Consider the following 25,991-nt stretch of genomic DNA (forward strand, 5'->3'; position numbering starts at 1 on the left):
TGGTGCGCCGCTACTTGACCAAGCGAGCCGGCATAGCCCTCGGAAATGCTCATGCGGGACAAGCCGCGGCAGCTCGCCCCCCTCTGTCGCCTTCGGCGACATCTCCCCCTCGGGTGGGGAGATCATCACGTCGCCGCCGCGCTTCTCCTTCGCTGCCGAAGGCAGCTCAGCCGTCGCGATTGATCCTGATGGATTGATACGCTAGTCCGGGCCTCCGAAGCCGTCGGATTTTTCCGGCGCGATCCGGAGACTTCCATGTCGACTACTTCCGCCCTGCGCGAGCGCCTGATCGTCGGGCTCGACGTCTCCAGCCGGGCCGAGGCCGAGGCGATCGTCGAGACGCTCGGTGACAGCATCTCGCACTACAAGATCGGCTACCAGCTGGTCTTCGCCGGCGGCCTGCCGCTGGTGGAAGAACTGACCCGTGCCGGCAAGAAGGTGTTCCTCGACTGCAAGCTGCTCGACATCGCCAACACCGTCGAGAAGGGCATCGAGAGCATCGTCCGCATGGGCGCCGCGATGACGACGATCCACGCCTATCCGCATGCGATGACGGCGGCGGCGAAGGCGGCCGAGGGCTCCGGCCTCCTGGTGCTGGCGGTCACCGTCCTGACCTCGCTTGACGAGGCCGACCTTGCCGCCTCGGGCTATGCCGGGACGGTCGAGGCACTCGTCGCCCGCCGGGCGGCGCAAGCCCGCGATGCCGGGATCGGCGGCCTCGTCGCCTCGGCGCAGGAGGCGCAAGCCCTCCGCCAGATTATCGGGCCGGACATGGCGCTGGTCACCCCCGGCATCCGCCCGGCGGGCGCTTCGTCCGGCGACCAGAAGCGCATCGCGACGCCGGCGGACGCCATCCGCGACGGCGCCTCGCACCTCGTCGTCGCCCGGCCGATCATCGCGGCGGCCGATCCGCGGGCCGCCGCCCTTGCCATCCTTGCCGAAATGGCCGCCGCCTGAAACGGCCGGCCTCAATCCCAGGAGCCATCACCATGCCGAAAGCCTACTGGATCGCCCGCGTCGATGTCCGCGACCCCGAGCGCTACAAGGACTACCTCGCCGCCGCCGCTCCCGCCTTCGCCGAGTTCGGCGCGAAGGCTGTGGTCCGCGGCGGCGCGGTGACCCCGCTGGAGGGCCAGGCGCGGGCCCGCAACGTCGTCTGGGAGTTCGAGAGCGCCGAAAAGGCGAAAGCCTGCTACGACAGCCCGGCCTACCAGGTGGCCGTGAAGATCCGGCAGGAATGCGCCGAGTCCGAGCTGCTGATCGTCGAGGGCGTCGCCTGACCGCCTTGCCGGTCGATGGCATCGGCTTCAGCGATTTCCCCGGCAGTCTCTGAGGCATGGCCAAACGCAAGCGTGACTGGTTCCGCAAGATGGCGCCGAAGGGTTTCCGCATCCGCATGATGGAGCCGGGCGAGGCACCCGCGCTGCAGGCGATCCGCGCGCGGGCGGCGGGCGTTCCTGCCGCCGTGGAAGCCCCCGTCCAGCCGATCGGCGATTTCGTCGCTTGGCTCCTGCAACACGAGATCTTCGTCGCCGAGACCAAGGCCGGCGTGCCCATCGGCTTTGCGGCTGCGGGCGATCTCGGCGAGCTCTACTGGCTCGCCGGGCTCTACGTCACGCGGGAGCAGGCGGGGCAAGGCGTCGGGCGGGCGCTTCTTGGCGCCGTCGTCGCGCGCGCCGGCTGGTTCTTCCACCGTGCCCTCGGCCTCACCACCGCGCAAACGACCGCCCCCTTCTTCGAGGCTTCCGGCTTCACCGCAATCTCCCGGCAAGACCTGCCGGCTATTCTGGAGGAACGCTGGCAGGCAGAATGCCCGCCGGACGCGTCGCCGGAAGAACGGCGGGTGCTGGTCAAATGGCTGTGACGTCATGCCCATGCATTTGAACCGTCGCTGGTCCGGGCGTACTTTGTGCACTGCAATAGAAGATGGTAGCGTGCTGTAACAATAACGGGAGGCTTCGATGTTGTATCAGTTCTACGAGTGGAACCATGCCGCCGTGGCGCCGATGCGCGCCTTCGCCGAAGCCGCGCGGATGTTCTACCAGAACCCGATGAACCCGATGTCCCAGACCGAGGCCGGCCGATCCTTCGCCGCGATGGCCGAGGTCTTCGAGCGCTCGACGCGGGTCTATGGCAAGCCGGAATTCGGCCTGCACGAGACCGTGGTCAACGGCCTGCGCATTCCCGTCGTCGACAAGCCGGTCTGGCAGAAGCCTTTCGGCCGGCTGCTGCACTTCGAGCGCGCACTGCCGGCAAGCCACAAGGCCGATCCGCGCCTGCTCATCGTCGCGCCGATGTCCGGCCATTATGCGACGCTGCTGCGCGGCACGGTCGAGGCGCTGCTGCCCTATGCCGATGTCTACATCGCCGACTGGGAGGATGCCCGCACCGTGCCGGTCGCCGCCGGCAAGTTCGACCTCGACGACTACGTCGACTACGTCATCGAGATGCTGCAGTTCCTCGGGCCGGACACCCACGTCATGGCGGTCTGCCAGCCGGCGGTGCCGGTGCTGATGGCGGTGGCCGCAATGGAGGCCAAGGACGACCCTTGTGCCCCCGCCACGATGACGCTGATGGGCGGCCCGATCGACACCCGCATCAACCCGACCGCGGTCAACACGCTGGCGATGGACAAGGGCATCGACTGGTTCCGCGACAATGTCGTCATGAAGGTGCCATTTCCGCATGCGGGCTTCATGCGCGACGTCTATCCCGGCTTCCTGCAGCTCTCGGGCTTCATGTCGATGAACCTCGACCGGCACGTGACGGCGCACCGCGAGTTCTTCGGCCATCTCGTCCAGAACGATGGCGACAGCGCCGAGAAGCACCGCGAATTCTACGACGAATACATGGCGGTGATGGACCTCACGGCCGAGTTCTACCTGCAGACCGTCGAGAGCGTGTTCATCACCCACGCGCTGCCGCGCGGCGAGATGCTGTACCGGGGCGAGCGCATTGACCTCTCGAAAATCCGCCGCACGGCGCTGCTCACCGTCGAGGGCGAGAACGACGACATTTCGGGCGTCGGCCAGACCCGTGCCGCGCAGGACCTCTGCTCGTCGATCCCGCCGGAGAAGCGGGTGCATTATCTCCAGCCGAAGGTTGGCCATTACGGCGTGTTCAACGGCTCGCGCTACCGCGCCGAGATCGCACCGCGCATTGTCGATTTCGCGCTGACGCACGGCACCACCCATGCCTCCGCCAAGCTGCCCCGCAAGGCCGCGGGCGCCGCGGCGCCGGCGACCGTCACCGAGCCTACGGCGCCAAGCCTCGCGAAGCCGCCTCTGGCTGACAAGCCCGCGGCCGGCAAGCCGCCTCTGACCGGCAAGCCCGTGTCCGGCAAGTCCGAGCAGCCCGAAGCCGCGGCGACTGCGGGCTTGAAGCGGCCGGTGGCCGTAAAAGGCACCCCGGCATCGCGCGGGACCAAGCCGGCCGCCCCGCCGGAGACGCCGACCAAAGCCTGACGGAAAAGCCGCGGTCCATCGCTTTCCGCTGCCGGGCCATTGCCGGGTCCTTGCGACCAAGTAACCGATGGTTGAGGTGTTCCCAAGAACGGTCGATACCCCGATGCCGTTCTTGCGGAGACAGTCTTGACGCAAGAAGCGGGAAGGCGTCACCTGACAATAGCGCTGGTTATTGCTCAGGGAGGCATAGCAATGGACAGGGATACTCTAAAGCGGGCGAGCGCCGAGTTCTTCGGCACGTTCTGGCTGACCTTCGGCGGCTGCGGCGCGGCGGTGCTGTCGGCGGCCTTCCCCGAACTCGGCATCGGCTTTCTCGGCGTCGCCTTCGCTTTCGGCCTCACCGTGCTCACCATGGCCTATGCCGTCGGCCATATCTCCGGCGGCCATTTCAATCCGGCGGTGACGCTTGGCCTCTGGTCCGCCGGACGCTGCGCCAACAAGCACGTCTTTCCCTACATCCTCGCCCAGGTCGCGGGCGCCATCGCCGGCGCGGGCGTCCTCTACCTCATCGCCTCGGGCAAGCCCGACTGGGTGCCCGGCGGCTTCGCGTCGAACGGCTACGGCGAACTCAGCCCCGGCAAGTTCTCGCTGGCGGCCGGCTTCCTGACCGAGTTCCTCGCCACCTTCTTCTTCCTCTTCATCATCATCGGGACGACGTCGAAGGGCGCGGCCACCGGCTTTGCCGGCATTCCCATCGGGTTTGCCCTCGTCCTCATCCACCTCATCTCGATCCCGGTGACCAACACCTCCGTAAACCCCGCGCGGAGCACCGGACCGGCTCTCTTCGCCGGCGGGGAGTATGTCGGCCAGCTCTGGATGTTCTGGCTGGCGCCGATCCTCGGGGCGGTCGTCGCCGGCGCGCTGGCGAAATGGCTCTACGAGCCCGCCGTCGTCATCGACACCGTCATCGTCGAAGAGCGGACGGCCTGACCGCCACCCGGCTCCCGTCTGGCAATGGCGGGGCTTGAGGCACCGTATCTGCCGCCGGCCCTTCCCGACAGCATCGAAGAAGGCGGCGCTGTGTCGTACAAGGCCTGCCGAATTTATTTCTGTCGTTCTTGAACGTCAAATCGATCGGGGCCATCTCGAAACTATCGCGATGCTGGATGCGTCGCAGGTTTCTTCGAGAGGAACAGCTCCATGACTTCGCGTGCTTTGATCCGTCCGGCCTGGACGCCGGCGACGATTGCTTTGATGGTTGTCGGCTTCATGGTCTACTGGCCGCTGGGCCTTGCCATGATCGGCTATATACTCTGGGGCGACCGCCTGGAGAGCTTTCGGCACGATGTCGGCCGTTCCACCGACCGCTTCTTCGGCGGCCTGAAGCGCACGGGCGCCACCAACCCCTTCGCCACCCCGCGCACCGGCAACGTCGCCTTCGACGACTGGCGCGAGAAGGAACTCGCCCGGCTCGACGCCGAGCGCCGCAAGCTGATGCAGGCGAGCGAGGAGTTCGAGGCTTATGCGCGCGAACTGCGCCGCGCCAAGGACTCGGAAGAGTTCGACCGCTTCATGGCCAGCCGCCGCACCGGCGCCCCGGCGACGACGATCGACCTCTAAGGACCAGCCTCGCGATGGCTGGGCCGCTGCAACCCCTCCTGCAGCGGCCCCCGCCGAAAATAGCTGGGCGATGCCCTCGCAGGGGAGCGCCCGGTCCGATACGACCGAGCGATGCCGGACAGACGATGAAGCGACGGTGGCCTTGGCTGCCGTCGCTTTTTTTGGGCCGGCATGGTCCAGTCGCCGCGATGCGATCCCGATTCGAGCCAGGCCGATGCAGCTCCCGAAATTCCTGACACGGCCGCCGCGCCAGGCCGCCGAGGTCCTGCCGCAACGGGTGGAGCTCGCCTCCGGCAGCGTGCCGCTGCTGGTCCGGCGCAATCCGCGGGCCAAGCGGCTGATCATGCGTCTGGCACCCGGCGCCGCCTCGCTGTCCGTCACCGCGCCGCCGCGGGCGACCAACCGCGCCATCCTCGACTTCATCGAACGCCACCGCGGCTGGGCCGAAAGCCGCATGGCCGGCGCGGCCACCCCGCTGCCGGTCGGCACGGGCGCCGTCCTGCCGTTCCGCGGGGGCACGCTGACCGTCCTGCACCAGCCGGGTCGGCGCAGCGCCCGCTTCGAGGGGGACCGGCTGCTCGTCGGCGGGGAGGCCGGGCATTTCGCCCGGCGTGTCCAGGATGCGTTGAAGCGCGAGGCGAGGCGCGACCTGCAGGCGGCCGTCGAGCGGCACGCCGCCAGCGTCGGGCTGCAGCCGCGGGCCCTGACGCTGAAGGATACGGTCAGCCGCTGGGGTTCCTGCACCAGCGACCGCAAACTCGCCTTTTCCTGGCGGATCGTCATGGCGCCGCCGGCGGTGCTCGACTATCTCGCCGCCCACGAGGTGGCGCATTTTCGCGAGATGAACCACGGCCCGGCCTTCTGGGCGCTGTGCCGGCTTCTGTGCCCCGACATGGACCATGGCCGTGCCTGGCTGAAGCGCGAGGGCGCCTCGCTGCATGCGATCCGCTTCGACTGAGGCCGCTTCGACTGAAACGCCGCGCCGTGCCGTCAGCCTCGGATGGCCGCATTACCAAGCCGTATAGTCAGAGAGAGGTCAGGGCGGGGCGGGTCGCGCTAAGGCAGCGTGCCGCCCGACAGGATCGCGCGGGTCGTCCACCTGGAGGCTTATCCGCATGTCTGTTCCCGCCCGCGCCCACTGGACGAAGCTGAACGTCATCCTCCACTGGCTGATCGTCGTTCTTCTCGTCGTGCAATATCTGGTCAGCGACTCGATGGAGGGGCTCTGGGACGCCACCACCGAAGGCAAGCTCCTGACCCCCGAGACGCATTTCTACGGCTGGGTCCACATCATCACCGGATCGGTCGTGCTGGTGGCGGCGGCCCTGCGGCTGGCAGACCGGCTGCGCAATGGCCGTCCGCCGCACTCGGATGCCGAGCCGCACTGGGCGCTGCTCCTGTCCAAGGTGACGCACGCCGCGATGTACGCGGTGCTCCTTCTGATGCCGGCCCTCGGCCTTGCCGCCTGGCTGTCAGGCATCGATGGCATCGCGCAGCTGCACACCCTGCTCTGGACGCCGCTCCTGGTGCTGATCGGCCTGCATATCCTCGGCGCGCTGGCGCAGCAGTTCTATTTCCGCACCAATGCGCTCGGGCGGATGACCCAGCTGCGGTAAGGCGCCGCACCGACCCGCAACGACCGGCCGGAAAGCCGGCAAGACGCCCGTCCGGCAGCCGCCGGGCGGGCGTCTTGCTTTACACGGCCGGCCGAACGGGGCGATAATCCGGCCTGACTTCACGGCAGGACAACGCATGACGCTCGACATCAAGATCTGCGGACTGAGCACCGAGGCGGCGATTGCCGCCGTGCTGGCGCGCGGCGCCACGCATGTCGGCTTCATCCATTTCGCGAAAAGCCCCCGGCATCTCGGCATCGACGAAATGGCAGCGCTGCGGCCGGCGGTGAGGGGCGCTGCGCTCGTCGTCGTCACCGTCGATGCGGACGACGCGCTGCTCGGCGAGATCGTCCGCCGGGTTCGCCCGGACATGCTGCAGCTGCACGGGCACGAGACGCCGGCCCGCGTCGCCGCGGTGAAGGCGGGTTTCGGCCTGCCGGTGATCAAGGCAATTTCCGTCGGCTCGGCCGAGGACATCGAAAGCATCACCGCCTACCGCGGCATCGCCGATCTCCTGCTGCTCGACGCGCAGAAACCGAGAGGGTCGGATCTTCCCGGCGGCAATGGCGTTTCCTTCGACTGGCGGCTTCTCGCCGCGCTTGACGCTGATGTCGCATACATGCTTTCCGGAGGCCTCAACGCCGGCAATATCCCGGCGGCGCTGCAGCAGGCGAAGCCGTCCGGCATCGACGTCTCCTCCGGCGTCGAGAGCGCCCCGGGGGTCAAGGACCTCGGCCTCATCGGGGCGTTCTTCGATGCTCTCGGCGACGCCGCCAGCGGAATTTCCCCGGGGACGCCTTCCCCTCACGCGGCTCTCGCCGAGCCGGAACGGATGATATCGTGAACCAGACGCCCGCTCCCAACTCCTTCCGCGCCGGTCCCGACGAGGACGGCCGCTTCGGCATCTTCGGCGGCCGCTTCGTCGCGGAAACGCTGATGCCGCTGATTCTCGAGCTGGAGGATGCCTGGAAGCACGCCCGGCAGGACAAGGTCTTCCAGGAAGAGCTGGCCTATCTCAACAAGCACTATACCGGCCGGCCCTCGCCGCTCTACTTCGCCGAGCGGTTGACGGAAGAGCTCGGCGGCGCGAAGATCTACTTCAAGCGCGACGAGCTGAACCACACCGGCAGCCACAAGATCAACAACTGCCTCGGCCAGATCCTCCTCGCCCGCAAGATGGGCAAGACGCGGATCATCGCCGAGACCGGCGCCGGCCAGCACGGCGTGGCGTCGGCGACGGTCGCCGCGCGCTTCGGTTTTCCCTGCGTCGTCTACATGGGCGCGACCGACGTCGAGCGGCAGTCGCCGAACGTCTTCCGCATGAAGCTGCTCGGCGCCGAGGTGGTGCCGGTCACCTCCGGCCACGGCACGCTGAAGGACGCGATGAACGAGGCGCTGCGCGACTGGGTGACCAATGTCGACAGCACCTACTACATCATCGGCACCGCCGCCGGCCCGCATCCCTATCCGGAGCTCGTGCGCGAGTTCCAGTCGGTGATCGGCCGCGAGGCGAAGGAGCAGATCCTCGAGGCCGAGGGCCGGCTGCCGGACATGCTGGTTGCCGCCGTCGGCGGCGGCTCCAACGCCATCGGCCTGTTCCATCCCTTCCTCGACGACAAGGAGGTCGAGATCGTCGGCGTCGAAGCCGGCGGGCGCGGCCTCGACGGCGAGGAGCACTGCGCCTCGCTCACCGCCGGCACGCCCGGCGTCCTGCACGGCAACCGCACCTATCTGCTGCAGGACAGCGACGGGCAGATCAAGGAAGGCCATTCGATCTCGGCCGGCCTCGACTATCCCGGCATCGGCCCCGAGCATTCCTGGCTGAAGGATACCGGCCGGGTCGACTACGTCCCGATCATGGACACCGAGGCGCTCGCCGCCTTCCAGATGCTGACCCGCACCGAGGGCATCATCCCGGCGCTGGAGCCGAGCCACGCCCTCGCCGAAGTGATCAAGCGCGCGCCGAAGATGGGCAAGGACAAGATCATCATCATGAATCTCTGCGGCCGCGGCGACAAGGACGTCCACACCGTCGCCAAGCATCTGGGGATGGAGATCTAGGCGGGCCGGTTACGAGACAGCCTGACAATTACGGGACGGCCTGACAATTACGGGACGGCCTGACAAAAGTGGGTCGTTCTGACGAAAGCCTCGACGGCCCAGCCGCCTTCTTCGCCCCTCCGGGGAGAAGTGGCCGGCAGGCCGATGAGGGGGGCGACAGGAAGGGTGCTCAGCGCTCTTTCTGGGAGCATCTGCGCCGACCCCTCATCCCGCTGCCGCGACCTTCTCCCCGGGAGGGGAGAAGAGGGCAGCTGAAACCCCGGCGCTTCCAAGCTTCCAAATCTACGGTTTAAGGCTGGTGCCGGCCGAGCGCCTGGGCCTGGTCGATCAGCTGCTGGATCAGCGCGTCGAGGGCGAGACGCTGGCGCTCGTCCGCCAGGCGGCCCCGCTCGTCGAAGGCGGTGGCGGCGTCGTTGAGGGCTAGCTGCGGCGTCATCACCTCGGCGCCGAGCGACATCAGGATCGGGCGGAGGGCGGTGAGCCCGCGCAGGCCGCCGAGACGCCCGGGCGAGGCGGCGGCCAAGCCGACGACCAGCTGCTTGTAGGGCTGCAGCGGACGGCCTTCCACCTTGCGCACGCGGCTGACCCAGTCGAGCGCGTTCTTCAGGAGCGGCGGGACGGAGGCGTTGTATTCCGGGCTGACCAGCAGCATGGCGTCCTGCGCGGCGATCCTCTCGGCGAGCTGCACCGCCTTCTGCGGCACACCGGACGCCTCCTCGAGGTCGCCGTCGTAGAGCGGCAGCGGGTAGTCGGCGAGGTCGACGAAGGAAACGGTCGCATAGCTCAACGCCAGGAGGCGCGCCGCCTCGAGCGCCAGCCTCTTGTTGTAGGAGCCGGTACGCGCCGAGCCCGGAAGGACGAGGATGCGCGGGCTCATCGAGCGTCCCCCGCGGTGTCGCCGCGCGAGCCTTCGGGCGTATAGATCCACACCCGCGCCGGCGGAATGTTGCGCCAGACAATCGGCGAGCACGAGACGCCGAACACCCCGGCAACCGGTTTGACGGGCGCGGTCATTAGGTAGGACAGCTGGGTCAGGTTGCCGCCGGGGCTGAGGCGGGAAATGTAGTCGCAGAACAGCTTCTGTTTCTCCTCCTGGCCGAGATGCGCGACGGGCACGGCGAACAGGATGGCCGCGAATTTTTCCGCCTTGCGGGCACCGAGCGTCTCGTCGAGCCGGAAGCCGTCGCCTTGGATGACGTCGACACGGGGGAAACGCTGCCGCAGCGTCCGGGCGAAATCTGGATCGTATTCGATGGCGGTGATCCGCTCCGGCGCGATGCCTTTCTCGATCAGCGCGCGCGTGACGACGCCGAGCCCCGGGCCGATCTCGAGGATCGGGCCTTCCAGCGCCGTCGTCGCCTTCTCGACCATCATCGCGCCGTAGTGCGGCGAGGAGGGAGCGACGGCGCCGATCTTCAGGGGGTTGCGGGCCCAGGTGGCGAAGAAGCGGCCAAAATCCCCACTGCGATCCTCGGCGGCCATGCGATTGTCTTTCATGCTGTTCTCCTGCCGCCGATGCCGGCTGGCGTCAGGGCCGACGATAGACGAGAACCCGCGCCGGCGGCAGGTTTCGCTTTACCCAGGCGCTGATCTCCACAGCGGCGCCGACCCTTGCCGGCTTCACCGGCAGCGTCAGCGCATAGGAAAACTGGATGAAAGGGTGGCCGGCCGGCAGGCGGGCGAGCGCTGCGGCGATGACGTCTTCGCGCACCGCATCCGGCTTGGTGAACAGCGGCAGGCTGGAGACGACGGCGCCGACCGGGCGCGCTGCGAGCGCCGCGACGACATCCGCGCTCTCGCAGTAGGCATCGCCCTGGACGATCCGGGCTTTCGGAAAGCGGGCGCGCAGGAGGACGCAGAACTCCGGCGAGTACTCGACGAGGACGAGGCTTTCCTCCGGAACGCCGGCATCCAGCAGGCACTGCGTGACGACGCCCGTGCCAGGGCCGAGTTCCAGCACTGCCATGCCGCCGGCAAGGACCGCCTCGACCGGCACCGCCGCCGCCATCGTCCGCCCCAGCGCCTTCGACGAGGGGGACACCGCACCCATCTGCAGAGGTCGCCGGAGCCAGCCCTTGAAGAAGCGGGCATCGTCGACCGAGCGGTTGCGGGGGTCGCTGGCTTTCAGCGGCGTCGAGACTGTCATGCGTCCTGCCGATCTTTCCGCCGCATCCGTCCGCCAGGGGCGGCTTGGATGCGGCAAGGCCTGTGGGAACCATCGTCGGCCGCGGTCATGGCGCGCACTCTTGTTCCTTTCGCGGCAGGATGCGCTTTTGCCGCGCTGCGGTCGAGGGACGCCGTGCGGTCGAGGGACCGCCGTGCGGGTAACCGCCCGCTACTTCTCGCTGAGCCCCTCGAAGAAATCCTTCATCCGCGCGAAAAAGCCCGTCGACTCCGGCGAATTGTCCGACGAAGAGATGGCATTGAACTCTTCCAGCAGCTCGCGCTGGCGGCGGTTGAGGTTCTGCGGCGTCTCGATCTGCACCTGGATGAACAGGTCGCCGGTCTGCGGCGAGCGCAGCACCGTCATGCCCTTGGCTTTGACGCGGAACTGCTTGCCGCTCTGCGTCCCCTCGGGAACCTTGACGCGGGTCATCGCGCCATCGAGCGTCGTCACCTCGAAACTGCCCCCGAGCGCCGCCGTCGTCATCGACACTGGCACGCTGCAATAGAGGTCGGCGCCGTCGCGCTGGAAGAACTCGTGCGGGCGGACGGTCAGGAAGATGTAGAGATCTCCCGCGGGGCCGCCGCGCAGGCCCGCCTCGCCTTCGCCGGCCAAGCGGATGCGGGTGCCGTCCTCGATGCCGGCGGGGATGTTGACCGAGAGCTGGCGCTCCTCGGCGAGACGTCCGTCGCCGCCGCACTTGCCGCAAGGGTCGGAGATCATCTGTCCGCGGCCCTGGCAGGTCGGGCAGGTCCGCTCGATCGAGAAGAAGCCTTGCGCGGCGCGCACGCGTCCGACGCCGCCGCAGGTCGGGCAGAGCTTTGGCGCCGAGCCCGGCCGTGCGCCGGTGCCCGTGCACTCGTCGCACTGGATGGTCGTCGGCACGCCGATCTCGGCGGTCTTGCCGGCGAAGGCCTCCTCGAGCGAGATCTCCATGTTGTAGCGCAGGTCCGAGCCGCGCTCGCGGCCGCCCCCTCCGCCGCCGGCCGCACGGCCCCGCCGCTGGCCCATCATCTCGCCGAAGATGTCGTCGAAGACGTCGGCCATCGACGAGCCGAAGTCGCCGCGGAAGCCGCCGCCCTGGCCGCCATTCTGGAACGCGGCATGCCCGTAGCGGTCGTAGGCCGAGCGCTTCTGCGGATCCTTCAGGACCTCGTAGGCCTCGCCGAGCTCCTTGAACTTCGCCTCCGCCGCCGCGTCGCCCGGATTCTTGTCCGGATGGAATTGCATGGCGAGCTTGCGAAATGCACTCTTGAGGGTCTTCTCGTCGCACCCTTTGGTGACGCCGAGCATCTCGTAATAATCGACTTTCATCGAGACTGGTCCATCGGTTGTCGCGAGATCATGGGAGAGGTTCGGCTGTTCCTGCGGAAGGCCCACCAATGCCGAGCATGTGGGGACGTTTCCGGCGCGTTACCATAGCCGGCCGCCTCTCGGAAAGCGTCCTGCGGCCACAGCGGCAGTGCAATCTTGCGTGGAAGAAATTCCGCCGGTTGCCGCTGGATCACGGCGTCGGGACGGGTTGCTCACCAAGCAAAAGCCCCGGCAGTTGCCTGCCGGGGCTTCTCGAACTGTCGGAGACGACCGGTTAGGCCGACTTCTTGCGCTCGTCGTCGTTCACCTCTTCGAAGTCGGCATCGACGACGTCGTCGTGTGCCTCGTTGCCGGTCGGCTGCGCCGCGGCATCGGCCTGATCGTTCTGCGAGGCTTCGTACATCGCCTGGCCGAGCTTCATCGAGGCTTCGGCGAGGATCTCGCTCTTGGCCTTGATCGCATCGGCGTCCGGCTCGGGCGCGTCGAGCTCGTTGCGCAGCGCGGCGATCGCGACCTCGATGGCCGAACGATCGGCCTCGGTGACCTTGTCGCCGTAGTCCTTCAGCGACTTCTCGGCCGAGTGCATCAGCGACTCGCCCTGGTTCTTCGCCTCGACGCCGGCACGACGCTTCTTGTCGCCCTCGGCATTGGCTTCGGCTTCCTTCACCATCGCCTCGATGTCGGCGTCGGAAAGACCACCGGAGGCCTGGATGGTGATCCGCTGCTCCTTGTTGGTGCCCTTGTCCTTGGCCGAGACGTTGACGATGCCGTTGGCGTCGATGTCGAAGGTCACTTCGATCTGCGGCACGCCGCGCGGTGCCGGCGGGATGCCCTCGAGGTTGAAGCGGCCGAGGCTCTTATTGTCCTGCGCCATCTCGCGCTCACCCTGGAAGACCTGGATGGTGACGGCGTTCTGGCTGTCCTCGGCGGTCGAGAACACCTGGCTCTTCTTGGTCGGGATCGTCGTGTTGCGGTCGATCAGGCGGGTGAACACGCCGCCGAGCGTCTCGATGCCGAGCGACAGCGGGGTCACGTCGAGCAGCAGCACGTCCTTGACGTCGCCCTGCAGCACGCCGGCCTGGATCGCGGCGCCCATGGCGACGACCTCGTCCGGGTTGACGCCCTTGTGCGGCTCCTTGCCGAACAGCTGCTTGACGATCTCCTGCACCTTCGGCATGCGGCTCATGCCACCGACGAGCACGACCTCGTCGATGTCGGCAGCGGTGAGGCCGGCATCCTTGAGGGCCGACTTGCACGGGCCGACGGTGCGCTGCACGAGATCATCGACCAGCGCCTCGAACTTCGAGCGCGTCAGCTTGATCGCCAGATGCTTCGGACCTGAGGCATCGGCGGTGATGAAGGGCAGGTTGATCTCGGTCTGGCTCGACGAGGACAGCTCGATCTTCGCCTTTTCGGCGGCTTCCTTCAGACGCTGAAGTGCGAGCTTGTCGGTCTTCAGGTCGATGCCCTGGTCCTTCTTGAACTCGGACGCGAGGTAGTCGACGAGGCGCATGTCGAAGTCTTCGCCGCCGAGGAAGGTGTCGCCATTGGTCGACTTCACCTCGAACACGCCGTCGCCGATCTCCAGCACCGACACGTCGAAGGTGCCGCCGCCGAGATCGTAGACCGCGATGGTCTTGCCATCGTTCTTGTCGAGGCCGTAGGCGAGCGCTGCCGCAGTCGGCTCGTTGATGATGCGCAGCACGTCCAGGCCGGCGATACGACCGGCATCCTTGGTCGCCTGGCGCTGGGCGTCGTTGAAGTACGCGGGAACGGTGATGACGGCCTTCTCGACCTTCTCGCCGAGATAGGCTTCCGCCGTCTCCTTCATCTTCTGCAGGATCATCGCGGAGATCTGCGACGGCGAGTACTTCTCGCCCTCGGCCTCGACCCAGGCATCGCCATTGTCGGCGCGCACGATCTTGTAGGGGACGAGGTCCTTGTCCTTGGCGACGGTCGGGTCGTCGTAGCGACGGCCGATCAGCCGCTTCACGGCGAACAGCGTGTCCTCGGGATTGGTTACGGCCTGGCGCTTCGCCGGCTGGCCGACCAGACGCTCGCCGCCATCGGCAAACGCCACGATCGACGGCGTGGTGCGCGCGCCTTCGGCGTTTTCGATCACCTTCGCGGTCTTGCCGTCCATGACGGACACGCAGGAATTGGTGGTGCCAAGGTCGATACCGATCACCTTCGCCATGTTCTTCTCCTTGTTGAGCGAACTGCCCGGACCCTCGATGAGGCGTTCCAGAGGGGCAGCCCCCGATATGCTGACGTTATCGACGGTCTCTATCGGTCAACGACCGATCCCGTCGGGGCTGGAGAGTATATATGAAGGGCCTGGGAGACGCGCAAGACGGGCTTTCGGACTGAAGAAAAAACTGCCGAGCGCCGGGAAACGCGATGAAACCACTGCGGGTATCACGGAACCGTTAGCGGTTTCAGGCCTTTTCATCCCCATCAGGCCGGGCGTGCATATGCACTGCTGATGGCTTTTCAGTTCAGGAGACCTGCCATGAACGGTATCATCTATCTCGTCGGCCTCGTGGTCGTGGTCATCGCCGTCCTCTCGTTCTTCGGCCTGCGCTGAGCGCATTTGCCGCGGCGCAAGGGTTCAGGCCCAAGCGCGCGGTCCGGATGACCAGATCTGAAGCCGCGTCCGGTCAGGGCGCGGCTTTTTTCATGGAAGCCTCAGGCCCCGTCCGGCAGGACCGTCATCAGGCTTCGTCCGGCAGGACGGTCATATAGGGATTGGCGCGCCATTCCGCCTGCTGCAGGCGGTCGGCCGAGAGCCGGGCGAAGCGCAGCGTCATCGCCTTGCGGGCAGCAGGGGCCAGGCGATGCTCCGGGGCCTCCCGCAGCATTTCGGCACTGTACCCGTCGGTCAGGATCAGCCCGCAATCCTCCGGGAAGATCGCCGTCGGCACGCCGGGATGGGTGGCGAAATACAGGCGGTCGCAGTGCAGGCGGTACTCCGGCCATTTGCGGTCGACGCGAAAATCCTCGATCGAGGTCTTGATCTCGACGATCCACACCTCGCCCTTCTCGGTGATGCCCGCGAGGTCGGCGCGACGGCCGGAGGCGAGCGGCATTTCAGGCAGCAGCGACACACGGCGCTCCACCATCAGCCGCTGGACACCGCGGCGCACCAGCATGGCGCGCTCGGACTGGCGCCTATCGACGAGCGGTTCGGTGCGGTTGGGCGAGACTATCGGCATGTCCGCAAACTAGGCCGGCGCGCGCCTGCGTCGCAAGTGAAAAACCGAACAAACCATAAACGCCGGTCGGATCCACTCTCGCTTCCACACCGCCACCATAGGCCGAGTGCGGCGTTCGGTGTGCGTTCACGCCTCGCCGTGCGACGGCCGCAGAACCCGCACCGGGCGCTCGCCGGCGATCTCCTCGAGGATCGGGCAGTCCGGCCCGGCATCTCCCGGGCACTGCTCGGCGAGGATCGACAGCGCCCTCTTCAGCGACTGCAGTTCCTCGATCTTGCGGTCGATCTCGGCCATCCGCCCGCTCGCCATCCGCCGGACGTCCTCGCTGTGGCGCTGGTCGTCGGCATAGAGGGCGAGGAGCCTGCGCGCCTCCTCGATGGTGAAGCCGAGGGAGCGCGAGCGCTGCAGGAAGCGCAGCATGTGGACATCGCGCTCGCGGTAGTCGCGGTAGCCGTTCTGTGCCCGCGCCGGTCGCACCAGCCCGACTTCCTCATAGTAGCGGATGGTCTTCGGCGGCAGGCCCGAAAGCCGTGCTGCTTCCCCTATATTCATGAGAAGTCCTCGCTGCGTCCGACGCATCATCCCAGTCTCCGAAAGATGTCGCGGGGCAGGCCGCCGTCAACTGTGACTGCGGGGCAACAAAGACTTTATTAACCATAACCCTGTCTATTGTTCGCGTTGTCACGGCTTGCCGCAGGGCATATCCAGAGAGCGTCTTCGCTGGATAGCTTGCCCCGTCGAACGAGTGTGGCGCCACGAACGAACACTTACTCCGACGTTGCGGACCCGTCTCCCATGACCAACAGACTGAACCTCGTATCCCTCGGTGCTGTTTTCGCATCGTTGGCGGTCCTTTCGGGCTGCGCGACGACGACGACGCCGCAGAAGATGGCGGATAACACCTCGGCGGCCGTGGCGCGGATCACCGCCTATGCCTCGCCGACCCCGAACGAGGACCGCAGCTTCGGCGTCGCCCCCGCGACCGCCTATGCCGCGACGGTCGACGACGGCTTCTCGCTGCCGTCCATTCCGTCGGACAAGATCGACCCGAAGTTCCTGCGCCAGCGCGTCGTCTACGATGCCGGCGGCTACGAGGAAGGCACGGTCGTCGTCGATACCGGCAACCGCTTCCTCTACGTCATCGAGCGCGGCGGCACCGCCATGCGCTACGGCATCGGCGTCGGCAAGGCCGGCTTCTCCTGGGCCGGCGAGGCCAAGATCGGCGACAAGCAGCATTGGCCGCGCTGGTTCCCGCCGAAGGAGATGATCGAGCGTCGCAGCGACCTCGAGAAGTTCAAGGACGGCAAGGGCATGGATCCGGGCGTGATGAACCCGCTCGGCGCCCGCGCTCTCTACCTCTACCAGGGCAACAAGGATACGCTGTACCGCCTGCACGGCTCGCCCGAGTGGCGCTCCATCGGCACCGCGGCCTCGTCCGGCTGCATCCGCCTGATGAACCAGGACATCATCGACCTCTACGAGCGCATCCCGCTCGGCGCCCGCGTCGTGGTGCTGCAGGGCAAGGAACGCCTGGTCGACCAGAGCCCGGCCAAGCCTGTCCGCACCAAGGCGAAGGCGAAGGCGAGCTAAGGCAGGCCAGCTTCGGCAGCCCAGCTAGGGCAGGCCAGCTAGGGCAGGCCAGCTCAGGAAAGCGATGGCGCTCGCGCCGACAGGATACCCCGGCGGAGATATCCGCCGGCGACAGTTTGAAAGGCGGGGGACCGTCATGGCCGGGTGCTTCGGGGGAAGCATCCGGTCTTTTTTTGTCTGGCTGCGACCGGAGAGAGCACGGCGTCGGGCGCGGCTCAGGCGGTGATGCGGTGGCGGCGGGGACGCGCGCCGTGGCGGATCGCGGCCGAGAGCAGTAGGCCGAGCGTCGTGGCGTTAAGGATGTGCCAGAGGAAATGCGTGCCCAGCGGAAAGCTGGCGCAGATCGGCACGTCCGCCATGCGCAGCGCGATCGAGCCGGTGAACACGCCGGCCGCCGCCAGCAGCCGCCGCGCCGGCGAGCGCCTTCGGGCGGCGAGCACGAGGCCGATGGCATAGAGCGCCACCGCCGGCGGGATGTAGCCGGCCGAACTCCCGAAAACCTGTCCCAAAGCATCGCGTGTCAAAAACGTCGCGGCGAAGAAGCCGGCGACGCAGAGCGCTGCGGCTAAGCGGGCGAGGCCGAGGAAGCGGTGCAGCGCGAGGCCGAGATAGGCGGCGATGAACAGGGTGATCGGCAGGACGTCGGCAAGGCTCGACCAGCGGTTCGCGAAGGTGTGGAACAGGAAGGAGCCGACGCCGATGATCCCGACGAGGATGATCAGCGCGAGGCCGGCGACGTCACGCCGCCGGCGCTTCGCCAGCGCGTCGCGCCGCCGCCAGGCGACGACGGCGGCCGCCGCGACGATGATGAAGGCAAGGTTCGAGAACGCATTCACGGGCTCGGCCCAGAACGCGCCGCTCAACCGCTCGCAATAGGCGTCGATCGGGTCGGTCCATGCCATGAGGCGGATCTTCCTCGGAATGGCCGATCATCGGCCGCCAAGGGGCGGCTTGAGCGCCCCGGGAAAGCATGCCCGGCAACGGATCGCAGGCGCAGTCCGGGTTCCCGTCGGCCGAAGGAGCCGGTCAGCGCGGCGTCTTGTTCCGCCGGGTCCGCTCGTTCAGCAGCACGTAGGCCCATGCCGCGGAAGCAAGGGAAATCGGCAGGATGACGAAGGCGAAAAGCTCGGTACCGGTCATGAGCGCAATCCCCGCAGCAGGCGTCTTGCGCTCCAATGTAGGGCAATCGCCGCACCAGGCCAAATCGCCGTGCCGATGACGAGCGTGTCGAGGCCGACGGGACTCGTGCCAACGCTGTAGAAGGTTGCAGCGACGGGGGCGAGGACGCCCACCGTGATGCAGGCGGTCGAGGCGCGGTCGAACGCTGCCGCCGTGAGTTTCGTCTGCTCATTGTGGACGATCGTCACCTGCCGTTCCTCACCCACCCACCGACCAGGAAGTCTGGGCTCAGAGGGTGGGAGCCTGCAAGGCCTGCTCCCACCCTCTGGTCTTTTTCGTCAGCCCCGTGCCTTCTTCTCCAGCCGGCGCCTATGCAGCACCGGCTCGGTATAGCCGTTCGGCTGCACGGCGCCCTCGAACACCAGGTCACAGGCCGCCTGGAAGGCGATGGAGGCATCGAAATCCGGCGCCATCGGCTCGTACCTGGCGTCGCCGGCGTTCTGCGCGTCGACCTTGGCCGCCATCTTCTGCATCGCCGCCATCACCTCGTCCTTCGAGACGACGCCGTGGCGCAGCCAGTTGGCGATGTGCTGGGAGGAGATGCGACAGGTCGCCCGGTCCTCCATCAGGCCGACGTCGTTGATATCCGGCACCGTCGAGCAGCCGACGCCCTGGTCGACCCAGCGCACGACGTAGCCGAGAATGCCCTGCGCATTGTTCTCGACTTCCGCGACGATCTGCTCGTTCGGCCAGTTGGCACGGCCGGCGAGCGGGATGGTCAGGATATCGGCGAGGATCGCGCGGCGGCCCTTGGCGGCGATGTTGTCCTGCCAGGCCAGCACGTCGACGCGGTGGTAGTGCGTGGCGTGCAGCGTCGCCGCCGTCGGGCTCGGGACCCAGGCGCAGTTGGCGCCGGCCTGCGGATGGCCGATCTTCACCGCCAGCATGTCGTGCATCTTCGACGGCATCGCCCACATGCCCTTGCCGATCTGCGCTTTGCCCTTGAGGCCGCAGAGGAGGCCGACGTCGACGTTCCAGTCCTCGTAGGCGCCGATCCAGGTGCGGTCCTTCATCACCGTCTTGCGCACCATCGGGCCGGCCTCCATCGAGGTGTGGATCTCGTCGCCGGTGCGGTCGAGGAAGCCGGTGTTGATGAAGAAGACGCGGTGCTGGGCGGCGCGGATGCACTCCTTGAGGTTCACCGTGGTGCGGCGCTCCTCGTCCATGATGCCCATCTTCAGCGTGTTCTCGGCCAGTCCCAGCACCGCCTCGACGCGGCCGAAAATCTCGGCGGAGAAGGCCACTTCGTCCGGCCCGTGCATCTTCGGCTTGACGATATAGACCGAGCCGGCGCGGGAGTTGCGGATGCCGTCGGTCTTCTTCAGGTCGTGCAAGGCGATCATGCCGGTCACCATCGCGTCCATGATGCCTTCTGGCACCTCCGACCCGTCCTTCAGGTGAACCGCCGGATTGGTCATGAGGTGGCCGACATTGCGGATCAGCAGCAGCGAGCGGCCCGGCAGCGTCAGCGGCGAGCCGTCCGGCGCGGTGTAGCTGCGGTCGGGGTTGAGGCGGCGCGTCACCGTCTTGCCGGCCTTCTCGAAGGAATCCTCGAGGTCCCCCTTCATCAAGCCGAGCCAGTTGCGGTAGACGGCGGTCTTGTCCTCGGCATCCACAGCGGCGATCGAATCCTCGCAGTCGCAGATCGTCGAGACCGCCGACTCCATCAGCATGTCGGCGACATGGGCGCGGTCGCGCGAGCCGATGCGGTTTGCAGCGTCGATCTGCACCTCGATGTGCAGGCCGTTCTGCCGGAACAGCACCGCGGTCGGCGCTGCGGGATCGCCGACATAGCCGGCGAAGGCGTCGGGGGTCTTCAGCATGGCCTTCTTCGGTCCGCCGAAATCGGCGACCAGCGAGCCGCCCTCGACGGCATAGGCGGTGACATCGATGTGGCTGATGCGGTCGAGCGGCGCGACGCCGTCGAGGAAACTTTTCGCCCAGGACACGACCCGGGCGCCGCGGGCCCGGTCATAGGGGCCGGACGGCGGCGCATCGCCCATCGCATCGGTGCCGTAGAGCGCGTCGTAGAGCGAGGCCCAGCGCGCATTGGCGGCGTTCAGCGTGTAGCGCGCGTTCATCAGCGGCACTACGAGCTGCGGCCCGGGGATCTCGGCGATCTCGGGGTCGACGTTGGCCGTGTCGATCTGGAAGTCGGGGCCCTCGGGCTTCAGGTAGCCGATCTCCTGCAGGAAGGCGCGGTAGCCGGGCGCGTCGAGCGGCTGGCCGCGGCGGGCCTGGTGCCAGGCATCGATCTCGCTCTGCAGCCGGTCGCGGACAGCGAGAAGCTCGCGGTTCTTCGGCGCGAGATCGTCGAGGATGTCGGCAAAGCCCTTCCAGAACTGATCGGGCGCGATCCCGGTGCCCGGCAGCGCCTCCTCGTCGATGAAGGTCTTCAGCTCGGCGGCGACTGTCAGGCCATGGACGTCGATCGTATCGGACATGTTGCGGCTTCCTTTCCCGTGTTGCCCCGCAAATCGACCTTGCACCCCGTCCTGTCAATCATGCGAAAGCCCAAGAGGGCATCGCGCCGCCCCGCGCGGGGGGCGCTGGACAGTCCGAGCGGGCGCGCGAAGCTGGCGCGGAGAGCGTGCGAAAGAACGTAAGAGACGAGGCCTGGTCTCTGCGGACCTACAGGAGATCGCCCCATTTGCGCTTGCGGGCGCGGGCGAAAGCCTCGCGGTCGCGCTTCGGTACGGTGGCGAGATGCACGCCGCCGTCGGTGCCGCAGAGTTTCACGGCAACGCCGATCTTGCTGGTCTCCGGCCGGTCGAGGATGCGGGCCTCTTCGGGCGGTGTGTAGAGCGCGGGCCGGACGGCGACGAGATAGGCGAACTTCTCGTCCTCGTAGGAAAGCGTCGCGGATTTCGCGCTCATGTGGTCGCGGCTGCGCTGCAGGCGCACGGCGAAATGGCACCAGTCCGGCGGTGTCAGCGGGCAAGGCGCCTCGTGCGGACAGGGGGCGAGGATGCGGGCACCAAGCTGCATCAGGTTGTCGCGGACGCCGAGGATGCGGGCATAGCCGGCCGGCGTTCCGGGCTCGACGATCACCAGCGCGCCGGTGCAGCTGGCCCAGAGGCTCTGCATCAGCGCCGGCAGGCGGGCGGGTGGCAGTTCGGTCAGGGCATAGCCGAGGACAACCAGGTCGAATTTCTCGGCCGGGCCCGCCCAGGCGACGAGATCGGCGGTGATCTGGCGCGGGGTTTGGAGGGCGGTGTTCTCGGCGTCCTCGGCCAGCGTCCGCGCGAGGTCGAGGAAGGCGGTGTTGCGGTCGACCTGGACGATCTCCGCGATCGCCGGCCAGAGATCGGCCATCGCCCAGCTCGCCGTGCCCGGTCCTGCGCCGACGTCGAGCGCTCGTGCCGGCGCAAAATCCGGGCAGCGTTCCAGCAGGCGCTCGAACACTTCGCTTGCGGCGGCAAAGGTCGCGGGCATGCGCGCCACCGCATAGGCCATGGCGTCCGCCTCGCCCTCGACGACGCCGGTCGACGAGCCGCCCTCTCGGTAGCGCTTGGAGATCTTGCCGGAGCGCTCCGACAGATCTTTGCGCGAGCGGCCCTCCATCAGCGCGGTGATCGCCGCCGTCAGCGCCTCAGGAAGTTCAGCTGCCATCGGATCTCTTCGCCACCCCGCAATGCCGGCGAGGACTAGCCTACCGCTGGCTTTCCTGCCAGTTCGGATTGATCCAGGGCCTCAGCGGCGAGGCCGGCAGCAAGGTGCGGCCGAGGATGTGGTCGGCGGCCTTCTCGCCGACCATGATCGAGGGGCCGTTGAGGTTGCCGTTGGTGACGCGCGGAAAGATCGAGCTATCGGCGACGCGCAGGTTCTCGATGCCGATCACCCGGCATTCCGGGTCGACCACCGCGTCGATGTCATCGGCGTCGCCCATCCGGCAGGCGCCGCAGGGGTGGTAGGCGCTCTCGGCGTGGTCGCGGATGAAGCCGTCGAGCTCGTCGTCGCTCTGGAACGCCGCGCCCGGCTGGATCTCGGCGCCGCGATAGGGCGCGAACGCCTCCTGGCCGAAGATCTCGCGGGTCAGCCGGATGGCGGTGCGGAAGTCGCGCCAGTCGTCGGCGTGGCTCATATAGTTGAAGCGGATCGACGGCTTGTCGGATGCGCCGCTCCCGGTCAACCGGATCGCGCCGCGCGACTTCGAGCGCATCGGCCCGACATGCGCCTGGAAGCCGTGGCCCTTCGAGGCCGAGGTGCCGTCGTAGCGCACCGCGGCGGGGAGGAAGTGGTACTGGATGTCGGGATACTCGACGCCGGCCGCCGAGCGCACGAAGGCGCAGGATTCGAAATGGTTGGTCGCGCCATGGCCGGTGTGCAGCAGCATCCATTCGAGGCCAACGCGGCCCTTGGCGAAGAGGTTGAGATAGCCGTTGAGGGTGATCGGCTGGGTGCATTCCTGCTGCACGTAGACCTCGAGATGGTCCTGCAGGTTTCGCCCGACGCCCGGCCGGTGAAGTTTCGGCTCGACCCCGACGGCGGAAAGCTCGGCCGCATCGCCGATGCCGGAGCGCAAGAGCAGCAGCGGAGAGTTGATCGCGCCGGCGGCGACCACCACCTCGCGCCGCGCCCGCACGATGCCGGGCAGCCGCCGTGGGCGGCGCACCGCGACACCGACCGCCTTGTCGCCCTCGAAGACCAGCCGCACCGCCTCGCCCGCCAGCAGCCGGCAATTGCCGCGGCGCATGGCGGGCCGAAGATAGGCGTTGGCGGTGGACCAGCGGCGGCCGCGCCAGATGGTGTGCTGCATCGGGCTAAAGCCTTCCTGCTGCTCGCCGTTATAGTCGTCGGTCACCGGGAAGCCCGCCTGCCGCCCGGCCTCGATGAAGGCGGGATAGAGTGGGTTCTGCATCGCGCCGCGCTTCATGTGCAGCGGGCCATCGAGGCCGCGCCAGCGGGCGTCGCCGCCCTCCATCGCCTCCATCCGCTGGAAGTAGGGGAGGACGTCGCCATAGGCCCAGCCGTCAGCGCCCGCCTCCGCCCAGTAGTCGAAGTCGCGGGCATGGCCGCGGACATAGACCATGCCGTTGATCGAGGACGAGCCGCCGATCACCTTGCCGCGCGGGGTGGCGAGGCTGCGGTTGCCGAGCGCCGGCTCGGGCTCGGCGCGGTAGCCCCAGTCGTAGCGCTTCATATTCATGGGATAGGAGAGGGCGCCCGGCATCTGGATGAACGGCCCGGCATCGGTGCCGCCGGCCTCGATCACCAGGACGTCGTACTGGCCGCCCTCCGACAGGCGATAGGCCATCGCCGCCCCGGCCGAGCCGGAGCCGATGACGACGTAGTCGGCTTCGTCGATCTCACGCATGCAGAACTCCAGCGGGAAGGGCGCACGCCGGCGCGGTGGTATGGAAGGGCAAGGCGCCGGGCGGGCGGCGGCTCATGCGCCGCCTGCCCCGGATGCCGAGCGGGCGGTCTCGGCATCGATGAAGCGCTCGATCACGGCGATCGCCGCCAGCCGGTCGGGTCCGTGCAGCGGCGCGCCGCGGCGAGGCGAGACCAGCGCATGGCGCAGCCAGACGCCGTCGATCATCGAGCCCGCCACCTGGGCGATCGGCCGCGCGCGATCTCGGCCGATCAGCGGCGCCAAGGCATCGACGAGGTTCGATTCCAGCCGCCGGAAGTAGACCGCGAGCAGCCGCGCCGCCTCGGCGTTGCGGCGGGCGTGGAGGTAGAAGACCAGCCAGGCGGAGATCGCCTCGGCCGAGAACTGGTCGGGATCGAAGCAGCCCTCGACGATCGCCGAGATCCGCGCGCGCGGCGTCTCGGCATGGCGCAGGCGCTGCGTCACGCCGGCCCGGTAGCCACCGAGGAGATGGCGCATGGCGGCGATCAGGAGGTCGTCCTTGCCGCCGAAATAATGGTGCGCCAGCGCCGGCGAGACCGCGGCGCGCCGGGCGATCTCGGCCATGGTGACGCCGAGCGAGCCCTCGCCGTCGATCGCGTCGATCGCCGCGCGGATCAGGGCGCCGCGCCGCTCGTCCTCCATGCTGCGTCTCGTCATCGCGGCCGTCCCGTCGCCTGTCTCTTCGGGGTAAGCGTATTGTTGATTGACTGATCAATCAACCAGCGGAGGGCGGCAAGTTTCGGGGTGAGCGGCGGCGCGGGCGTTGAACCGTCACGCGGGGCGTATAGGCTGGCCCGCATCGCGTCATCACGGAGACCGCCATGACGAAGCCCCTTGCCCGCCGTTCCGCCCGCCCTCTTGCCCGCTCTCTCGCCGGTCTTGCGGCCGTGCTGTCAGCGGGGCTCGGCCTCGCCGGCCCCGCCAGCGCCGAGTTCCGGCTCCGCGTCCTCCACACCAACGACATCCACTCGCGGCTGGAGCCGATCAACAAGCAGGACTCCACCTGCGGGGCGAAGGACCAGGCCGCCGGGGCCTGCTTCGGCGGCACCGCGCGGCTCGCCACTGCGATCGCCCGCGAGCGTCTGCCCGCATCGCTGCTGCTCGACGCCGGCGACCAGTTCCAGGGCTCGCTGTTCTACACCCACTATCTGGGCCAGGAGGTCGCCGAGCTGATGAGCCGCCTCGGCTACGACGCCATGGCGGTCGGCAACCACGAGTTCGACAACGGCGTGACGGTGCTGCAGCGCTTCGCCGAAGCGATCGGGTTTCCGCTGCTGATGGCCAATGCGGACCTCTCGAAGGAGCCCGGCCTTGCCGCCCGCATCAAGCCGCACGCGATCCTCGACGTCGCGGGTGAGAAGATCGGCGTGATCGGCCTGACGCCGGAGAACAACCAGGAACTGACCAGCGCCGGTACGACCATCGACTTCCAGGACCCGGTCGACACCGCCCGGCGCGAGGTCGCGGCGCTCACCGCCGAGGGCGTGACGAAGATCATCCTCCTCAGCCATTCCGGCTATGCCGTCGACCAGGCGATCGCCGCTGAAGTCGACGGCATCGACCTCATCGTCGGCGGCCATTCGCATACCTTGTTGTCGAACAGCGTGCCGACCGCCGGCGGCCCGTCGCCGACCTTCGTCGCCTCACCCGACGGCACGAGGGTGCCGATCGTCCAGACCGGCGCGTATGGCCGCTATCTCGGCAAGGTCGACCTCGTCTTCGACGACAAGGGCGTCGTCACCGAGGCGGTCGGCGAGCCGATCCTCCTCGACCAGAAGATCCCGGAAGACCCGGCGATCAAGGCGCGGATCGCCGAGCTCGCAAAGCCGCTCGACGCCGTCCGCAACACCGTGGTCGGCGAGACCGCCGCGCCGATCGAGGGCAGCGCCGCCTATTGCCGGACGCAGGAATGCACCATGGGCGATCTCGTCACCGACGCCATGCTCGCCAAGGTGAAGGACCAGGGCATCGAGATCGCCATCACCAATGGCGGGGGCCTCCGCGCCTCGATCGACGGCGGCGAGATCACTATGGGCGAGGTGCTGACCGTGCTGCCGTTCCAGAACACGCTGGCGACCTTCACTCTGAAGGGCGCCGACATCATCGCCGCACTGGAGAACGGTGTCTCGCAGATCGAGACCGGCGGTGGCAGGTTCCCGCAGGTGGCTGGCCTCGAATTCGACTGGTCGCTCGGTGGCACGGCCGGAAAGGACCGGATCAAGGCGGTGCGGGTGGTCAAGGACGGCCGCGCGGCGCCGATCGACCCGGCGGCGGACTACCGGGTGGTCACCAACAACTTCATGCGCAATGGCGGTGACGGCTATGCGGTGTTCGCCTCCGCCGGCCGCGACACCTACGACTTCGGCCCGACGCTCGACAGCGTCCTCGCCGACTATCTCGGCAAGGGCCCGTTCGTACCGCCGGCGGGCGTGCGGATCAGGCTGGTGCCGTAGGGCGCGGCGGCCGGCGCGG

Annotated in this window: 25 protein-coding genes; 12 read left to right on the plus strand and 13 right to left on the minus strand. The window is 67.9% G+C overall.

Going from position 1 to position 25,991, the window contains the following annotated elements; genetic code table 11:
• Positions 1-255 precede the first annotated feature (255 nt).
• The 10 genes from pyrF to trpB all read left to right on the plus strand — a co-directional run bounded on the left by pyrF (position 256) and on the right by trpB (position 8,701).
• Positions 256-957 carry an orotidine-5'-phosphate decarboxylase gene (gene pyrF / locus ACZL02_RS16090; protein ID WP_472939272.1) on the plus strand — a complete coding sequence of 234 codons (702 nt, stop codon included), beginning with the start codon at positions 256-258 and terminating at the stop codon, positions 955-957.
• 32 nt (positions 958-989) lie between these two features.
• Positions 990-1,280, plus strand: coding sequence for a DUF1330 domain-containing protein (locus tag ACZL02_RS16095; RefSeq protein WP_472934293.1), 291 nt, complete (start codon positions 990-992; stop codon positions 1,278-1,280).
• Between the two features lie 56 nt (positions 1,281-1,336).
• Positions 1,337-1,864, plus strand: a complete 528-nt coding sequence (locus tag ACZL02_RS16100; protein WP_472939273.1) for a GNAT family N-acetyltransferase — start codon at positions 1,337-1,339, stop codon at positions 1,862-1,864.
• A 97-nt stretch (positions 1,865-1,961) separates the two neighbouring features.
• The gene (locus ACZL02_RS16105) at positions 1,962-3,464 is read left to right on the plus strand and encodes a polyhydroxyalkanoate depolymerase (protein WP_472939274.1); all 1,503 of its coding nucleotides are present in this window, start codon (positions 1,962-1,964) and stop codon (positions 3,462-3,464) included.
• A 192-nt stretch (positions 3,465-3,656) separates the two neighbouring features.
• On the plus strand, positions 3,657-4,394 hold the full coding sequence (gene aqpZ / locus ACZL02_RS16110) for an aquaporin Z (RefSeq protein WP_472939275.1): 738 nt from the start codon (positions 3,657-3,659) through the stop codon (positions 4,392-4,394).
• Positions 4,395-4,604: 210 nt separating this feature from the next.
• Positions 4,605-5,024, plus strand: a complete 420-nt coding sequence (locus tag ACZL02_RS16115) for a DUF2852 domain-containing protein (protein ID WP_472939276.1) — start codon at positions 4,605-4,607, stop codon at positions 5,022-5,024.
• Positions 5,025-5,238: 214 nt separating this feature from the next.
• Positions 5,239-5,982, plus strand: coding sequence for a M48 family metallopeptidase (locus tag ACZL02_RS16120; protein ID WP_472939277.1), 744 nt, complete (start codon positions 5,239-5,241; stop codon positions 5,980-5,982).
• Positions 5,983-6,139: 157 nt separating this feature from the next.
• On the plus strand, positions 6,140-6,640 hold the full coding sequence (locus tag ACZL02_RS16125; protein WP_472939278.1) for a cytochrome b: 501 nt from the start codon (positions 6,140-6,142) through the stop codon (positions 6,638-6,640).
• A 136-nt stretch (positions 6,641-6,776) separates the two neighbouring features.
• Positions 6,777-7,484, plus strand: a complete 708-nt coding sequence (locus ACZL02_RS16130) for a phosphoribosylanthranilate isomerase (RefSeq protein ID WP_472939279.1) — start codon at positions 6,777-6,779, stop codon at positions 7,482-7,484.
• Positions 7,481-8,701 (plus strand): tryptophan synthase subunit beta, encoded by a 1,221-nt coding sequence (trpB, locus tag ACZL02_RS16135; protein WP_472939280.1) that lies wholly within the window; start codon positions 7,481-7,483, stop codon positions 8,699-8,701. Before ACZL02_RS16130 ends, trpB begins: the two co-directional genes overlap by 4 nt.
• Before the next feature lie 289 nt (positions 8,702-8,990).
• Here trpB and ACZL02_RS16140 read toward each other — a convergent pair whose 3' ends face one another.
• The 7 genes from ACZL02_RS16140 to cueR all read right to left on the minus strand — a co-directional run bounded on the left by ACZL02_RS16140 (position 8,991) and on the right by cueR (position 15,946).
• The gene (locus ACZL02_RS16140; RefSeq protein ID WP_472939281.1) at positions 8,991-9,578 is read right to left on the minus strand and encodes an NADPH-dependent FMN reductase; all 588 of its coding nucleotides are present in this window, start codon (positions 9,576-9,578) and stop codon (positions 8,991-8,993) included.
• Positions 9,575-10,198 (minus strand): class I SAM-dependent methyltransferase, encoded by a 624-nt coding sequence (locus ACZL02_RS16145; protein WP_472939282.1) that lies wholly within the window; start codon positions 10,196-10,198, stop codon positions 9,575-9,577. Before ACZL02_RS16145 ends, ACZL02_RS16140 begins: the two co-directional genes overlap by 4 nt.
• Before the next feature lie 31 nt (positions 10,199-10,229).
• Positions 10,230-10,847 (minus strand): class I SAM-dependent methyltransferase, encoded by a 618-nt coding sequence (locus tag ACZL02_RS16150; protein ID WP_472939283.1) that lies wholly within the window; start codon positions 10,845-10,847, stop codon positions 10,230-10,232.
• A 189-nt stretch (positions 10,848-11,036) separates the two neighbouring features.
• On the minus strand, positions 11,037-12,179 hold the full coding sequence (gene dnaJ, locus ACZL02_RS16155; RefSeq protein ID WP_472939284.1) for a molecular chaperone DnaJ: 1,143 nt from the start codon (positions 12,177-12,179) through the stop codon (positions 11,037-11,039).
• A 274-nt stretch (positions 12,180-12,453) separates the two neighbouring features.
• Positions 12,454-14,415, minus strand: a complete 1,962-nt coding sequence (gene dnaK, locus ACZL02_RS16160) for a molecular chaperone DnaK (protein ID WP_472939599.1) — start codon at positions 14,413-14,415, stop codon at positions 12,454-12,456.
• Positions 14,416-14,893: 478 nt separating this feature from the next.
• Complete coding sequence (locus ACZL02_RS16165) at positions 14,894-15,394, minus strand: MmcB family DNA repair protein (RefSeq protein WP_472939285.1); 501 nt, start codon at positions 15,392-15,394, stop codon at positions 14,894-14,896.
• A gap of 126 nt (positions 15,395-15,520) precedes the next feature.
• Complete coding sequence (gene cueR / locus ACZL02_RS16170) at positions 15,521-15,946, minus strand: Cu(I)-responsive transcriptional regulator (RefSeq protein ID WP_472939286.1); 426 nt, start codon at positions 15,944-15,946, stop codon at positions 15,521-15,523.
• Between the two features lie 243 nt (positions 15,947-16,189).
• Here cueR and ACZL02_RS16175 point away from each other — a divergent pair, with 243 nt between their 5' ends.
• Positions 16,190-16,984 (plus strand): L,D-transpeptidase, encoded by a 795-nt coding sequence (locus ACZL02_RS16175; RefSeq protein WP_472939287.1) that lies wholly within the window; start codon positions 16,190-16,192, stop codon positions 16,982-16,984.
• A 215-nt stretch (positions 16,985-17,199) separates the two neighbouring features.
• Here ACZL02_RS16175 and ACZL02_RS16180 read toward each other — a convergent pair whose 3' ends face one another.
• The 6 genes from ACZL02_RS16180 to betI form a co-directional block, all read right to left on the minus strand.
• Positions 17,200-17,886 carry a ceramidase domain-containing protein gene (locus ACZL02_RS16180; protein WP_472939288.1) on the minus strand — a complete coding sequence of 229 codons (687 nt, stop codon included), beginning with the start codon at positions 17,884-17,886 and terminating at the stop codon, positions 17,200-17,202.
• Positions 17,887-18,120: 234 nt separating this feature from the next.
• Positions 18,121-18,351 carry a hypothetical protein gene (locus tag ACZL02_RS16185; RefSeq protein ID WP_472939289.1) on the minus strand — a complete coding sequence of 77 codons (231 nt, stop codon included), beginning with the start codon at positions 18,349-18,351 and terminating at the stop codon, positions 18,121-18,123.
• A gap of 90 nt (positions 18,352-18,441) precedes the next feature.
• Complete coding sequence (locus tag ACZL02_RS16190; RefSeq protein ID WP_472939290.1) at positions 18,442-20,607, minus strand: malate synthase G; 2,166 nt, start codon at positions 20,605-20,607, stop codon at positions 18,442-18,444.
• Positions 20,608-20,794: 187 nt separating this feature from the next.
• Positions 20,795-21,775, minus strand: a complete 981-nt coding sequence (locus ACZL02_RS16195; RefSeq protein WP_472939291.1) for a small ribosomal subunit Rsm22 family protein — start codon at positions 21,773-21,775, stop codon at positions 20,795-20,797.
• A gap of 40 nt (positions 21,776-21,815) precedes the next feature.
• Positions 21,816-23,480 carry a choline dehydrogenase gene (betA, locus tag ACZL02_RS16200; RefSeq protein WP_472939292.1) on the minus strand — a complete coding sequence of 555 codons (1,665 nt, stop codon included), beginning with the start codon at positions 23,478-23,480 and terminating at the stop codon, positions 21,816-21,818.
• 72 nt (positions 23,481-23,552) lie between these two features.
• Entirely contained in the window at positions 23,553-24,176 is a 624-nt protein-coding gene (betI, locus tag ACZL02_RS16205; protein ID WP_472939293.1) for a transcriptional regulator BetI, read from the minus strand.
• 164 nt (positions 24,177-24,340) lie between these two features.
• On the opposite strand from betI, the gene ACZL02_RS16210 reads away from it, so the two are divergent.
• Positions 24,341-25,972, plus strand: coding sequence for a bifunctional metallophosphatase/5'-nucleotidase (locus ACZL02_RS16210; protein ID WP_472939294.1), 1,632 nt, complete (start codon positions 24,341-24,343; stop codon positions 25,970-25,972).
• Positions 25,973-25,991: the final 19 nt, after the last annotated feature.

This window comes from Mesocryomonas fontinalis (assembly GCF_055730125.2).

What these genes read in the sequence shown, in the direction of transcription:
- ACZL02_RS16195 (WP_472939291.1), bottom strand. Translation starts at nt 21,775, where the DNA reads ATGGCAGCTGAACTTCCTGAGGCGCTGACGGCGGCGATCACCGCGCTG.
- ACZL02_RS16115 (WP_472939276.1), top strand. Translation starts at nt 4,605, where the DNA reads ATGACTTCGCGTGCTTTGATCCGTCCGGCCTGGACGCCGGCGACGATT.
- ACZL02_RS16180 (WP_472939288.1), bottom strand. Translation starts at nt 17,886, where the DNA reads ATGGCATGGACCGACCCGATCGACGCCTATTGCGAGCGGTTGAGCGGC.
- ACZL02_RS16190 (WP_472939290.1), bottom strand. Translation starts at nt 20,607, where the DNA reads ATGTCCGATACGATCGACGTCCATGGCCTGACAGTCGCCGCCGAGCTG.
- dnaJ (WP_472939284.1), bottom strand. Translation starts at nt 12,179, where the DNA reads ATGAAAGTCGATTATTACGAGATGCTCGGCGTCACCAAAGGGTGCGAC.
- ACZL02_RS16210 (WP_472939294.1), top strand. Translation starts at nt 24,341, where the DNA reads ATGACGAAGCCCCTTGCCCGCCGTTCCGCCCGCCCTCTTGCCCGCTCT.
- ACZL02_RS16120 (WP_472939277.1), top strand. Translation starts at nt 5,239, where the DNA reads ATGCAGCTCCCGAAATTCCTGACACGGCCGCCGCGCCAGGCCGCCGAG.
- ACZL02_RS16100 (WP_472939273.1), top strand. Translation starts at nt 1,337, where the DNA reads ATGGCCAAACGCAAGCGTGACTGGTTCCGCAAGATGGCGCCGAAGGGT.
- ACZL02_RS16145 (WP_472939282.1), bottom strand. Translation starts at nt 10,198, where the DNA reads ATGAAAGACAATCGCATGGCCGCCGAGGATCGCAGTGGGGATTTTGGC.
- ACZL02_RS16130 (WP_472939279.1), top strand. Translation starts at nt 6,777, where the DNA reads ATGACGCTCGACATCAAGATCTGCGGACTGAGCACCGAGGCGGCGATT.
- ACZL02_RS16095 (WP_472934293.1), top strand. Translation starts at nt 990, where the DNA reads ATGCCGAAAGCCTACTGGATCGCCCGCGTCGATGTCCGCGACCCCGAG.
- cueR (WP_472939286.1), bottom strand. Translation starts at nt 15,946, where the DNA reads ATGAATATAGGGGAAGCAGCACGGCTTTCGGGCCTGCCGCCGAAGACC.
- ACZL02_RS16165 (WP_472939285.1), bottom strand. Translation starts at nt 15,394, where the DNA reads ATGCCGATAGTCTCGCCCAACCGCACCGAACCGCTCGTCGATAGGCGC.
- ACZL02_RS16125 (WP_472939278.1), top strand. Translation starts at nt 6,140, where the DNA reads ATGTCTGTTCCCGCCCGCGCCCACTGGACGAAGCTGAACGTCATCCTC.
- betI (WP_472939293.1), bottom strand. Translation starts at nt 24,176, where the DNA reads ATGACGAGACGCAGCATGGAGGACGAGCGGCGCGGCGCCCTGATCCGC.
- betA (WP_472939292.1), bottom strand. Translation starts at nt 23,480, where the DNA reads ATGCGTGAGATCGACGAAGCCGACTACGTCGTCATCGGCTCCGGCTCG.
- pyrF (WP_472939272.1), top strand. Translation starts at nt 256, where the DNA reads ATGTCGACTACTTCCGCCCTGCGCGAGCGCCTGATCGTCGGGCTCGAC.
- aqpZ (WP_472939275.1), top strand. Translation starts at nt 3,657, where the DNA reads ATGGACAGGGATACTCTAAAGCGGGCGAGCGCCGAGTTCTTCGGCACG.
- ACZL02_RS16175 (WP_472939287.1), top strand. Translation starts at nt 16,190, where the DNA reads ATGACCAACAGACTGAACCTCGTATCCCTCGGTGCTGTTTTCGCATCG.
- ACZL02_RS16150 (WP_472939283.1), bottom strand. Translation starts at nt 10,847, where the DNA reads ATGACAGTCTCGACGCCGCTGAAAGCCAGCGACCCCCGCAACCGCTCG.
- ACZL02_RS16140 (WP_472939281.1), bottom strand. Translation starts at nt 9,578, where the DNA reads ATGAGCCCGCGCATCCTCGTCCTTCCGGGCTCGGCGCGTACCGGCTCC.
- ACZL02_RS16105 (WP_472939274.1), top strand. Translation starts at nt 1,962, where the DNA reads ATGTTGTATCAGTTCTACGAGTGGAACCATGCCGCCGTGGCGCCGATG.